The organism is Pseudomonas sp. NPDC087817 (genome assembly GCF_044742875.1).
Classification (GTDB): domain Bacteria; phylum Pseudomonadota; class Gammaproteobacteria; order Pseudomonadales; family Pseudomonadaceae; genus Aquipseudomonas.
Genome location: NZ_JBIUVJ010000031.1, coordinates 43,281 through 55,290, shown reverse-complemented (window position 1 = coordinate 55,290; position 12,010 = coordinate 43,281). Strand labels below are relative to the sequence as shown.

At 60.9% G+C, this 12,010-nt stretch carries 14 protein-coding genes; 6 read left to right on the top strand and 8 right to left on the bottom strand.

Annotated features, from left to right (window positions below):
• The 6 genes from hemA to ACIONG_RS19155 all read left to right on the top strand — a co-directional run.
• Window positions 1-1,010 (top strand): glutamyl-tRNA reductase (gene hemA, locus ACIONG_RS19180; protein WP_401301954.1); only part of this gene is annotated, 1,010 nt, incomplete at its 5' end.
• Complete coding sequence (gene prfA, locus ACIONG_RS19175) at window positions 1,007-2,089, top strand: peptide chain release factor 1 (RefSeq protein ID WP_103306075.1); 1,083 nt, start codon at window positions 1,007-1,009, stop codon at window positions 2,087-2,089. The genes hemA and prfA, both read left to right, overlap by 4 nt.
• Window positions 2,090-2,920 (top strand): peptide chain release factor N(5)-glutamine methyltransferase, encoded by an 831-nt coding sequence (gene prmC, locus ACIONG_RS19170; protein ID WP_103306076.1) that lies wholly within the window; start codon window positions 2,090-2,092, stop codon window positions 2,918-2,920.
• A complete protein-coding gene (locus ACIONG_RS19165) occupies window positions 2,914-3,669 on the top strand; it encodes a molybdopterin-synthase adenylyltransferase MoeB (protein WP_401301950.1) in 756 nt (251 codons plus the stop codon). Before prmC ends, ACIONG_RS19165 begins: the two co-directional genes overlap by 7 nt.
• The gene (gene murI / locus ACIONG_RS19160) at window positions 3,662-4,453 is read left to right on the top strand and encodes a glutamate racemase (protein WP_315446502.1); all 792 of its coding nucleotides are present in this window, start codon (window positions 3,662-3,664) and stop codon (window positions 4,451-4,453) included. Before ACIONG_RS19165 ends, murI begins: the two co-directional genes overlap by 8 nt.
• Window positions 4,454-4,565: 112 nt before the next feature.
• Complete coding sequence (locus tag ACIONG_RS19155) at window positions 4,566-5,084, top strand: acyloxyacyl hydrolase (RefSeq protein ID WP_213026572.1); 519 nt, start codon at window positions 4,566-4,568, stop codon at window positions 5,082-5,084.
• A gap of 129 nt (window positions 5,085-5,213) precedes the next feature.
• On the opposite strand, the gene ACIONG_RS19150 is transcribed toward ACIONG_RS19155, so the two are convergent.
• The 8 genes from ACIONG_RS19150 to phrB are packed head-to-tail and all read right to left on the bottom strand — an operon-like array spanning window position 5,214 to window position 11,992.
• Window positions 5,214-5,519: a YkgJ family cysteine cluster protein gene (locus tag ACIONG_RS19150; protein WP_103306080.1), complete on the bottom strand. Its 306-nt coding sequence runs from the start codon at window positions 5,517-5,519 to the stop codon at window positions 5,214-5,216.
• 53 nt (window positions 5,520-5,572) lie between these two features.
• Window positions 5,573-6,064, bottom strand: a complete 492-nt coding sequence (locus ACIONG_RS19145) for a DUF2878 domain-containing protein (protein WP_401301945.1) — start codon at window positions 6,062-6,064, stop codon at window positions 5,573-5,575.
• Window positions 6,057-7,322: a cyclopropane-fatty-acyl-phospholipid synthase family protein gene (locus ACIONG_RS19140; protein WP_103306082.1), complete on the bottom strand. Its 1,266-nt coding sequence runs from the start codon at window positions 7,320-7,322 to the stop codon at window positions 6,057-6,059. Before ACIONG_RS19140 ends, ACIONG_RS19145 begins: the two co-directional genes overlap by 8 nt.
• Window positions 7,309-8,112, bottom strand: coding sequence for a DUF1365 domain-containing protein (locus tag ACIONG_RS19135; RefSeq protein WP_401301941.1), 804 nt, complete (start codon window positions 8,110-8,112; stop codon window positions 7,309-7,311). Before ACIONG_RS19135 ends, ACIONG_RS19140 begins: the two co-directional genes overlap by 14 nt.
• A complete protein-coding gene (locus tag ACIONG_RS19130) occupies window positions 8,109-9,356 on the bottom strand; it encodes an NAD(P)/FAD-dependent oxidoreductase (RefSeq protein WP_103306084.1) in 1,248 nt (415 codons plus the stop codon). The genes ACIONG_RS19135 and ACIONG_RS19130 overlap by 4 nt, the downstream gene beginning before the upstream one ends.
• Window positions 9,353-10,135, bottom strand: coding sequence for an SDR family oxidoreductase (locus tag ACIONG_RS19125; protein WP_103306085.1), 783 nt, complete (start codon window positions 10,133-10,135; stop codon window positions 9,353-9,355). The genes ACIONG_RS19130 and ACIONG_RS19125 overlap by 4 nt, the downstream gene beginning before the upstream one ends.
• A complete protein-coding gene (locus ACIONG_RS19120; RefSeq protein WP_213026566.1) occupies window positions 10,132-10,554 on the bottom strand; it encodes a nuclear transport factor 2 family protein in 423 nt (140 codons plus the stop codon). Before ACIONG_RS19120 ends, ACIONG_RS19125 begins: the two co-directional genes overlap by 4 nt.
• A complete protein-coding gene (phrB, locus tag ACIONG_RS19115; protein WP_401301936.1) occupies window positions 10,547-11,992 on the bottom strand; it encodes a deoxyribodipyrimidine photo-lyase in 1,446 nt (481 codons plus the stop codon). Before phrB ends, ACIONG_RS19120 begins: the two co-directional genes overlap by 8 nt.
• Window positions 11,993-12,010: the final 18 nt, after the last annotated feature.

Below are 12,010 nucleotides of genomic sequence, written 5' to 3'. Positions count from 1 at the left end.
CGGCAGTTCGTCACATGATGCGCGTCGCCTCCGGGCTCGACTCGCTAGTGCTGGGCGAACCGCAGATTCTCGGCCAGATGAAATCGGCCTACGCCGTGGCCCGCGAGGCCGGCACCATCGGCCCGTTGCTGGGGCGACTGTTTCAAGCGACGTTCAACGCCGCCAAGCAAGTACGCACCGACACCGCCATCGGCGAAAACCCGGTGTCCGTGGCATTTGCCGCGGTCAGCCTGGCCAAGCAGATTTTCAGCGACCTGCAACGCAGCCAGGCCTTGCTGATCGGCGCCGGCGAGACCATCACCCTGGTCGCCCGTCACCTGCATGAGCTGGGGGTCAAGCGCATTGTCGTCGCCAACCGTACGCTGGAGCGCGCCAGCCTTTTGGCTGAACAGTTCGGCGCTCACGCGGTGCTGCTCTCGGACATCCCGGCAGAACTGGTGCGCAGCGACATCGTCATCAGTTCGACCGCCAGTCAGTTGCCGATTCTGGGTAAAGGCGCAGTCGAGAGCGCGTTGAAGCTGCGCAAGCACAAACCGATCTTCATGGTCGACATTGCCGTTCCCCGGGATATCGAACCGGAAGTCGGCGAGTTGGACGACGTTTACCTCTATAGCGTCGATGATCTCCACGAAGTGGTCGCCGAAAATCTCAAGAGCCGCCAGGGTGCAGCCCAGGCGGCTGAAGAAATGGTCTCGGTTGGCGCCGACGATTTCATGGTGCGCCTGCGCGAGCTGGCAGCGGTCGACGTGCTCAAGGCCTATCGTCAACAGAGCGAACGCCTGCGTGACGAAGAGCTGCAAAAAGCCCTGCGTCTGCTGGCCAACGGCGGCAACGCCGAAGACGTGCTCGGGCAACTGGCCCGTGGCCTGACCAATAAACTCTTGCATGCGCCCAGCGTGCAATTGAAAAAGCTTTCTGCCGAAGGCCGCCTCGATGCGCTGGCCATGGCCCAGGAACTCTTCGCCCTCGAGGGCTCACCGGATAGCTTTTCGGATAAAAAACCGCAATGAAAGCGTCACTGCACAATAAGCTGGACACCCTCCAGGACCGATTCGAGGAACTGACCGCGCTGCTCGGCGATGGCGAAATCATTGCCGATCAGGCCAAGTTCCGCGCCTATTCCAAGGAATACGCCGAACTCGAGCCGGTCGTACACGCCTATCAAAAGCTGCTCAGCGTACAAAGCGATCTTGAAGGCGCGCAGGCGCTGCTCAAGGACAGCGACCCGGACATGCGCGAAATGGCTGTGGAAGAAGTCCGCGAAGCCAAGGAATTGCTGATCACCCTGGAATCCGACCTGCAACGCATGTTGCTGCCCAAGGACCCGAATGACGGCCGCAACGTCTTCCTCGAAATTCGCGCCGGCACCGGCGGCGACGAGGCGGCAATATTCTCCGGCGACCTGTTCCGCATGTACTCGCGTTATGCCGAGCGTCGCGGCTGGCGTGTGGAAATTCTCTCGGAGAACGAAGGCGAACACGGTGGCTATAAAGAAGTCATCGCTCGCATCGAAGGCGACAACGTTTACGGCAAGTTGAAATTCGAGTCCGGCGCGCACCGTGTACAGCGTGTGCCCGCCACCGAATCCCAAGGCCGTATCCACACCTCGGCCTGCACCGTGGCAGTGTTGCCTGAGCCGGACGAGCGCGAAGCCATCGAGATCAACCCGGCGGATTTGCGCGTCGACACGTTCCGCTCCTCCGGGGCCGGTGGTCAGCACGTCAACACCACCGACTCGGCGATCCGCATCACGCACATACCGACCGGCACTGTCGTCGAGTGTCAGGAAGAGCGTTCCCAGCACAAGAACCGTGCCCGAGCGATGGCCTGGTTGTCGGCCAAGCTCAACGATCAGCAAACTGCAGCGGCGGCGAATGCGATCGCCAGCGAGCGTAAATTGCTCGTCGGTTCCGGCGACCGTTCCGAGCGCATCCGCACTTATAACTTTGCCCAGGGCCGGGTCACCGACCACCGCGTCAACCTGACTCTGTACTCGCTGGATGAAATTCTCGCCGGTGGCGTTGAAGCGGTGATCGAGCCGTTGCTGGCCGAATATCAGGCTGACCAACTCGCAGCGATAGGTGAATAAATGACCATCATTGCCAGCCTGTTGCGTGCCGCCGAACTGCCGGACTCACCGACTGCGCGTCTGGACGCCGAATTGCTCCTCGCCGCTGCGCTGGGCAAGTCGCGCAGTTTTCTCCACACCTGGCCCGAGCGCATCGTGCCGAGTGAAGCCGCGCTGACCTTTGCCGAGTACCTGCAACGTCGTCGCGGCGGCGAGCCGGTGGCCTACATTCTCGGCCAGCAAGGTTTCTGGAAACTCGATCTGGAAGTCGCGCCGCACACGCTGATCCCGCGCCCGGACACTGAACTGCTGGTGGAAGCGGCGTTGGAATTGCTGCCCGCGACCCCGGCCAAAGTGCTCGACCTTGGCACTGGCAGCGGCGCGATTGCCCTGGCCCTGGCCAGCGAGCGTCCGGCGTGGAAAGTCACCGCCGTGGACCGTGTACTGGAAGCGGTGGCCCTGGCTGAACGCAATCGCCAACGCCTGCACTTGAACAACGCTACCGTGCTGAGCAGCCATTGGTTCAGCGCGCTGGAAGGTCAGCGTTTCCAACTGATCATCAGCAACCCGCCGTACATTGCCGCGACCGATCCGCATCTGGTCGAGGGCGATGTGCGCTTCGAACCGGCCAGTGCGCTGGTAGCCGGTGAAGACGGGCTCGACGATCTGCGCCTGATCGTCGACCAGGCACCGGAGCATCTGCAGGCCGGCGGCTGGCTGATGCTCGAACACGGCTATGATCAAGCCGAAGCCGTGCGCGACCTGCTGCTGACGCGCGGTTTCGAAGAAGTACACAGCCGCACCGATCTGGGCGGCCATCAACGGATCAGTCTGGGGCGCCTGCCGTGCTGAATGATCAAGAGCTGCTGCGTTACAGCCGACAGATTCTGCTGCAACACATCGACATTGATGGTCAGTTGAAGCTCAAAGACAGTCGTGTGTTGATCGTCGGCCTCGGCGGTCTCGGTGCACCGGTGGCCCTGTATCTGGCGGCGGCGGGCGTGGGTGAGCTGCATCTGGCGGATTTCGACACGGTCGATCTGACCAATCTGCAACGCCAGATTATTCATGACACCGACAGCGTCGGCATGAGCAAGGTCGACTCGGCGCTCAAGCGTCTGGGGGCGATCAATCCCGAAATCAAACTGGTCGCCCATCGTCAGGCGCTGGACGAGGATTCCCTCGCCGCTGCCGTGACGGCGGTGGATCTGGTGCTCGACTGTTCCGATAATTTTTCCACGCGTGAAGCGGTCAACGCGGCGTGCGTGGCCGCAGGCAAACCCTTGGTCAGCGGCGCGGCGATTCGCCTTGAGGGGCAACTCTCGGTGTTCGATCCGCGTCGCCCCGAGAGCCCGTGCTACCACTGTTTGTACGGGCACGGCAGCGAAGCCGAACTGACCTGCAGCGAAGCAGGTGTGGTCGGGCCGCTGGTTGGCCTGGTCGGCAGTCTGCAGGCGCTTGAGACGTTGAAAGTGCTGGTCGGCTTCGGTGAACCACTGGTGGGCCGCTTGTTGTTGATCGATGCTCTGGGTTCGCGATTCCGCGAGTTGCGGGTCAAGCGTGATCCGGGTTGCAGCGTTTGCGGATCGCGCCATGCGTGAGGCACCGATCGCGGTGTTCGATTCCGGTGTCGGCGGCTTGTCGGTATTGGCGGAAATCCAGCGCTTGCTGCCCAATGAATCGCTGCTGTATTTCGCCGATTGCGGGCACATTCCTTACGGCGAGAAAACCCCGGAATTCATTCGCCAACGCTGCGGCGTGATGGCGCGTTTTTTCCGCGAGCAGGGCGCCAAGGCATTGGTGGTTGCCTGCAATACCGCCACCGTCGCCGCTGCGGCCGATCTGCGCCGTGATTTTCCCGACTGGCCGATCGTTGGCATGGAGCCGGCGGTCAAACCGGCGGCCGCCGCAACGCGCAGCGGCGTGGTCGGCGTACTCGCCACTACCGGTACTTTGCAGAGTGCCAAGTTCGCTGCTTTGCTCGACCGCTTTGCCACCGATGTGCGGGTGGTCACTCAGCCGTGCCCGGGTCTGGTCGAGTTGATCGAGAGCGGCGATCTGCGCAGCGCCGAGCTGCGCCAGTTGCTGCAAAGCTATGTCGATCCGCTGTTGGCCAACGGGTGTGACACCATTATTCTCGGTTGCACGCACTATCCCTTCCTCAAGCCGATGCTCAAGTCGATGGTCCCCGAGACCATCAGCCTGATCGATACCGGCGCTGCCGTGGCGCGGCAACTTCAACGTCTTTTGGCCGAACGCGACTTGCTCGCTGAGGGGCCCGACCAAGCGGTCAGATTCTGGACCAGTGGTGACCCGCAGCACTTCCGCAAAACCCTGCCGCTGTTGGGGCAGACCGTGGGCGACGTGCAAAACTTCAGTTTGTAAAAAAAATGTGAAATAACCGAAAAATCAGCTGAACTTCTGATCAAGCGCTGACTTCTATAGCGATGAGTTACCTGGAAAACCAAACGATCGTTCCGGAAAGGGAAGTTTCAAAGTGAAGCGACTATTCTGTTTGGCCGCGATTGCGGCCGCACTGATGGGGCAAAGTATTACCGCACAAGCCGCCGGCGTTGAATTCGCCGTCGGTGCTACCAGCGATTCGACCATGACCTATCGCCTGGGAATGAATTTCGACTGGGACAAGAGCTGGCTGCAAAGCGACGTCGGTCGCCTGACCGGTTACTGGAGTGGCGCCTACACCTACTGGGAAGGTGACAAGACCTCCAGCAACAACAGCCTGTCGTTCTCGCCGGTATTCGTTTACGAATTTGCCGGCCAGTCGGTGAAACCGTATGTCGAGGCGGGGATTGGTGTCGCGGCGTTCTCCAACACCAAATATGAGTCGAACAATCTTGGCGGTTCCTTCCAGTTCGAAGACCGTCTCGGTTTTGGTCTGCGCTTCAATGGCGGGCATGAAGTCGGGATTCGTGCGACGCACTATTCCAACGCGGGCCTTTCCAGCGACAACGACGGGGTAGAAAGCTACGCGCTGCATTACACGATGCCGTTGTAAGCAGTACGCATAACCCCTGTAGGCCTTCGCCTGCTCGCGATTGCGGAGTGTCAGTCAAACAAATGTTGGCTGACACACCGCAATCGCGAACAAGCTCACTCCTACATTTGTTTTAGGGTGTGCTTGGGATCAGCGGTACGCCGTGGCGATGCCCTGGCGCTCTTCGATGCACTCCGGCGCACCCATCTCGAACTCGCGGCAGATCAGCGGACGTTTCTCGTAAATCGTGCACATCATCGTGTCGCGATCCAGCGCCGCACACCAACCGTCGTCCAGACGCAGCATCACTTCGCCGCCCCACTCATCGGTATCGATAAAGCGATCAGGCACGCCCGTGTCGGTGATCAGCATCACTTCGAGCTGGCAGCAGCAGGCTGCGCACGTCGAACAGGTGACCGCCGGTTCGGCGATCTGGAGGTGGGGGATGGTTTTCATGGCCGGCAGTGTAAGGCAGTGCTTGCCGCGTGTGTGAATGCTCTGACAGACGCTCACTGGCCCAGGCGTCGAGCCATCAGGTGGAGCAGTGGAAACAGCAGGGCCCAGAGCAAGCCGATGCCGATCAGGCTGGGTAACTCGCCGTAAGGAAATTGCACCCCGGCCAAGTGTCCGCCACCGTAATAAGACAAGGCGCCGCCGCCGGCACCGAGCACGCTGGCCAGCCACCATGGCCGGGCGCTCCACGCCAGACAATGGCGCAAGGTGGTGGCGAGCAACGCCCACAGCAACATCAGCCACAGCGGAATCAACGGCGATGGATCCTGAAAGTCGAACACGCCGAGGCCACGCAAAGCGCTGTCCACGGCAGTGCCGACAATCACCACACTCAGTATCAAGCGGCCCTCGGCTGCCCAACTGCTGATCCAGCGCAGATGGATCACCAGCACCGCCAATGCCACTAGCAGCCACAAACTGTTGCCGCCGAGCACGCAGGTCAGCCAGCCGATCTGGAACAACACGGCATTGGCGATCCGCTCAAGCATCGAAGCGTCCGAGCAGCGGCGCCGGCATCGCCGCCGGTTTGGCCAGCAGCAATTGCGCCGTGCCGATGGTGCGCTCGAGGAAGCCACCCTCGCAGTAGCACAGGTAAAACTCCCACAGCCGCAGGAAATAATCGTCATAGCCCAGCTCGCTCAAGCGACCGTGAGCGCGACGAAAATTCTCGTGCCACAGGCGCAAGGTCTTGGCGTAATGCAAACCGAAATCTTCCATGTGCAGCAGGTTCATATCGGTGTCACGGCTGACGATTTCGAGCATCTTCTGCACGCAGGGCAGGGCCCCGCCGGGGAAGATGTAGCGCTGGATGAAATCGACGCCGCGCTTGGCCTGTTCATAGCGCTGCTCGCGAATGGTGATCGCCTGGATCAGCATCAGGCCGTTGCTCTTGAGCAGGTGTGCGCATTGTTTGAAGTAGGTCGGCAGGAAGCGGTGGCCGACGGCTTCGATCATCTCGATCGACACCAGTTTGTCGTACTCGCCGGTGAGGTCGCGGTAGTCCTTGAGCAGCAGCGTCACTTGATCCTGCAAGCCCAGTTGTTCGATGCGCCGGGCGGTGAAGGCGTACTGCTCTTTCGACAGCGTGGTGGTGGTCACGCGGCAGCCGTAATGCTGCGCGGCATAAAGTGCCATGCTGCCCCAGCCCGTGCCGATTTCCAGCAGATGATCCTCAGGCTTGAGCGCAAGCTTCTGGCAGATCCGCTCCAGTTTGTTCAGTTGCGCCTGTTCCAGACTGTCCTCGGGGGTGAGGAACTGCGCGGCGGAATACATCATGGTCGGGTCGAGAAACTGCTCGAACAGATCGTTGCCAAGGTCGTAATGTGCGGCGATGTTTTTCTGCGAACCCTTGCGTGTGTTGCGGTTGAGCCAGTGCAAGCCTTGCACCAGCGGCCGGCCGAGACGGGCCAGCCCGCCCTCCATCGCATCGAGCACGTCGAGGTTGCTGACGAACACCCGCACCACGGCGGTCAGGTCCGGCGAGCTCCAGTAACCGTGGATAAATGCTTCGCCGGCGCCGATCGAGCCATTGCTGGCGACCATGCCCCATGCAGCCGGATCGAGTACATGGATCTCGCCCAGCAAAGGGCTACCCTTGGTGCCGAACAGCATCTGCTCACCGTCCTCGACCACCAGCAACTGGCCGTGTTTGAGCTGAGCCATTTGCCGCAACACACCGCGACGCAGCAGCGATCCTGTCAGGCCGTTGGTGCTGAACAGGCTGGCCGAAAGGCTAGAGGATTTCATGGCGGTGCTCCCTGGGAGGCGCTTTAGCGGTTTGAAAGCTGCCATCGGCAGCCTGATGAGCAAAGATCGGTGCGCGTTTGACCAGCAGTCGCATGGCTTGCCAATAGATCGCCAAAGCGGTTTTCGCGGTCATCCACGGAAAGCGTCGCAAGTAACGATGCAGGCTATGACGGTCGAGCGTTTCGCGTTGCAGATTGAGGGTCGCGTCGAACAGCTTCTCTTCGCCCTGCCAGTCGGCCATGTGCACGCCGAGGTTTTGCGCGGCGGGGCTGAAGCTCATGCGGTATTCAAGATCGCGTGGCAAAAATGGCGATACGTGAAACGCCTTCGCCGCCGCGAAATGTTGATGGTGTTCATGCCGACCCGCCGGCAGCACGTAGTGGTAGCGCTCGCGCCAGGGCGTGTTGGTGACTTCACAGACAATCGCCGCCAGTTGCCCATCGGCTTCATGGCAATAAAAGAAACTCACTGGATTGAACGCCAGGCCCCAACTGCGCGGTTGCGTCAGCAGGCACACCGCGCCTTGTGGTTCATGACCGATGGCGATCCCGACCTGCTGGCGCACCGCGTCGATCAGGCGCATGCCGGTGCCGGTAAAGGCTTTGAGGTAGTCGCTCTCGCGAAATGAAAACGGCGCAAAACGGCTGCGGCTGGCCAATGGCGACAGGCCGAGGACCGCGTCCTGTTCTGTCAGATCGAGGTAGAGCAAACCGATCCGGTAGCGAAACTCATGCCGGCGCGGCGCGAAACGCCGATGGCCGATCCAGCCGCTGTACAGGGCGCTGTTCATAAGGTTTCCCCGAACGCCGCCGCCACGCGCAACGCGCTGACCACTCCGTCTTCATGAAAGCCGTTGGCCCAGTAGGCGCCGCAATAATGCGTATTGTGCACGCCATCCAGTTCGCTCCAGCGGTTCTGCGCGGCGACGGCGGCAAGGCTGAATTGCGGATGGGCGTAGGTGTATTTGGCGAGCACTTTGAACGGGCTGATGCCGGCGCTCTGATTGAGGCTGACGCAGAACGTGGTGTCGCTCTCGATCCCTTGCAGGATGTTCATGTCATAGGTCACGGCTGCATGCGTATGGCCCGCGCCGTTCAGACGAAAATTCCAGCTCGCCCAGGCCAGTTTGCGTCTGGGCAGCAGACGCGTATCGGTGTGCAACACCACTTCGTTGTCGGCGTAGGGCAGGGCGCCGAGGATCGCCTGTTCGGCGTCGCTCGGGCTGGCGAGCAATTGCAGGGCTTGATCGCTGTGACAGGCGAACACCACTTTGTCGAAATGCTCGATACCTGCCGGGCTGTGGATAACCACGCCATGTTCGTCGCGATCAACGCGAGTCACCGGGCAGTTCAGGCGAATCTTGTCCTTGAACGTTGCTGTCAGCGGCGCGATGTAGGCGCTGGAGCCACCTTCGATGACCTGCCATTGCGGGCGATCACTGACTGACAGCAAACCATGATTCTTGAAGAAACGCAGAAAGAACTGCAGTGGAAAATTGAGCATCTCGGCCATCGGCATCGACCAGATCGCCGCGCCCATCGGCACGATGTAATGCAGGATGAAGCGCTCGCCATAGCCGCCGGCCTTGAGGTAATCGTCGAGGGTCATGTCAGCGGCGATGCGCAGTTCGGCGAGGTCGCGCTGGGCTTCTTTGTTGAAGCGCAGGATGTCCCGCAGCATGCCCCAGAAGCCCGGCGACAACAGATTGCGGCGCTGGGCAAACAGGCTGTTGAGGTTGTTGCCGTTGTACTCAAGGCCAGTGTCCGGATCGCTCACCGAAAAGCTCATTTCGGTCGGCTTGAAGCGCACGCCGATCTGGCCCAGCAGGCGAATGAAGTTCGGGTAGGTCCAGTCGTTGAACACGATAAAACCGGTGTCCACCGCGTATTGGCGATCCTCGACTGTGACTTGCACGGTGTGCGTGTGGCCACCGACCCAGTCGCTGGCCTCGAACACCGTGACGTCGTGCCGGCGATTGAGCAGGTAGGCGCAGGTCAGCCCGGCGATTCCGCTACCGACGATGGCTATTTTCATGCTGGATCCCGCAGTGGCGGTGGTTTGCGCACCATGCGTTTGCCGATCATCAATTGCACACGGGCGGGCAGTTTCGACAACGGCCACAGCGCCGCCATGAACAGCGCCGGAAAAGCGATCTCCAGCGGACGGTCCTTGAGTTTGGCGAAGATGTGCCGCGCGGCTTTATCCACAGGCCAGCTCAACGGCATCGGAAAATCATTCTTGGCGGTCAGCGGTGTTTCGACAAAGCCCGGGCTGATCACGGTGACTTCAATGCCCTCATCGGCCAGATCAATGCGCAGCGATTCGAACAGATAACGCAGCCCGGCCTTCGATGCTCCGTAGGCTTCGGCCCGGGGCAGCGGCAGGTAAGTCACCGAACTGGCCATGCCGACCAGATGCGGCGCCGTGCCTTTGCGCAGCAGCGGCAGGGCGGCTTCGATGCAGTAGCTGCTGGCGAGCAGATTGGTGCGCACCACATGTTCGACGATGGAGGAATCGAATTGCCGGGCATCGACATATTCACAGGTGCCGGCATTGAGGATCACCGAGTCCAGCGAGCCCCAATCCTCGGCAATCTGCTGGCCGATTTCGCGCACGGTCTGGCTGTTGGTCAAATCCCCCGGCACCACCAGCACTTGCCCGGGATAACGCTGCGAGAGCACTTTGAGCGCAGCGACCTGGCGGGAACTGACGGCCAGGTGCGCGCCGGTTTTCAGAATCTCTTCAGCCAGAGCCGCACCGATGCCACTGCTGGCACCGGTCAGCCAATAACGTCGTGGAGTTGTACGACTCATCCCATTCTCCTTTTCAGCCAGGCGATCACTCGGCCCAATACGGGTAAATGTTCATACAGCAACGCCCCGGCATCGAAATAATCCCGATGGCGATAAACCTTGTCGCGCCACAGCAGGTGCGAGCAGCCTGCGACACGAATCTCCCTGCCACTGGCCAGACGCGGATGGCGGTAACTCATGACCCAGCGCAGATAACCTTCACCCTCGCTGATCTGGTCAAAACCGTGAAAATCGAAGCGCAGCTCGCTGACGTTGGCGTACAGCTCAGCGAAGTAGTCGCGCAGTTGCGCCAGCCCCTGAACTTCGTGCAGCGGGTCGGTGAAATGAATGTCGTCGCTGTACAACTCGCCCAGGCGTTGCAGATTGTCTTTGTTCAACGCTGAAAATTGCCGGGCGAAGTTGCGCAGGAAATCACTCATCGGCCTCTCCGATAGACGTACGCGAAGGCAGGTTCTTGAAGGCGGTTAGCGCGCGTTCCCGCGAGGCGCTGAGGTTGACGATCGGGGGCGGATAATCCGCGACGCCAAACAAGCCGCCGGCGCTGGCCGGGTTGTGCACCTGCTTTTTGTCGAGGTCGGCCAATTCCGGCAGCCAGTGCTTGATGAACAGGCCTTCGCTGTCGAATTTTTCCGACTGGCTCAGCGGGTTGAAAATGCGGAAGTACGGCGCCGAATCGGTGCCGGTCGACGAGCTCCATTGCCAGCCGCCGTTGTTCGCCGCCAGATCCCCATCGATCAGATGCCGCATGAAAAAGCGTTCGCCTTCACGCCAGTCGATCAGCAGGTTCTTGGTCAGGAACATCGCCACGACCATGCGCAGGCGATTGTGCATCCAGCCGGTTTCGAGCAATTGGCGCATCGCCGCATCAATGATCGGCAGGCCGGTGCGCGCCTCTTGCCACGCCAGCAGATCGTCCGGCGCGTCACGCCAGGCCAGCGCTTCGGTTTCCGGGCGGAACGCGCGGTGGCGCGAGACCCGTGGATAGCCGACCAGAATGTGTTTATAGAATTCGCGCCAGAGCAGTTCGTTAATCCACGTGACCGCACCGACCTTGCCGCTTTCGAATTCCCCCTGATTGCTTTGCAGGGCAGCGTGCAGGCATTGGCGCGGCGAGATCACGCCCGCTGCGAGATAGGCCGAAAGCTGACTGGTGCCGGGTTTGGCCGGGAAGTCGCGTTCATTTTTGTAGTAGTCGATCTGAGCGTCGGCGAAGGTGTCGAGACGCCGCCGGGCTTCCTGCTCGCCCGCCGGCCACAAGTCGCGCAGCGACTCACTCGGGGTAGCAAAGCCTTTGACCGCCGCAGGAATCGGGTCACTGTCGATGTTCAGTGGCGATTGTTTGCCGGGAGTTTTCACCAGCGCCGGCATCGAACGGTGCAGGCGTTCGTAGCAGACTTTGCGGAACTGGCTGAACACCTGAAAGTACGTGCCGGTCTTGGTCAGCACGGTGCCGGGCTTGAACAGCAGTTGGTCGAGGTAGCTGTGAAATTCGGTGCCCTCGGCTCGCAATACCTCGGCCACCGCGGCATCGCGACGCGTTTCGTGGACGCCGTATTCTTCGTTGACGTGCACCGCCTGGATATTCAGTTGCCGACAAAGTTTGAGCAGCTCTGCCGGCGCCTGATCCCAATGCGCCGCTGTACGAATCAGCAACGGAATGTTCAGTTGAGCGAGACCGTTGCTCAGCTCTGTCAGGTTGCGCAGCCAGAAGTCGACCTTGCAGGCGGCGTCGTCATGTTCAAGCCATTGCTCTGGGCTCAACAGATACACGGCAACCGTCGGGCCGCGCGCTGCGGCGGCCGCGAGGGCGGTGTTGTCGTGTTGGCGCAAGTCGCTGCGCAGCCAGATCAATTGCATATCGGTAGTCGTCGCGTC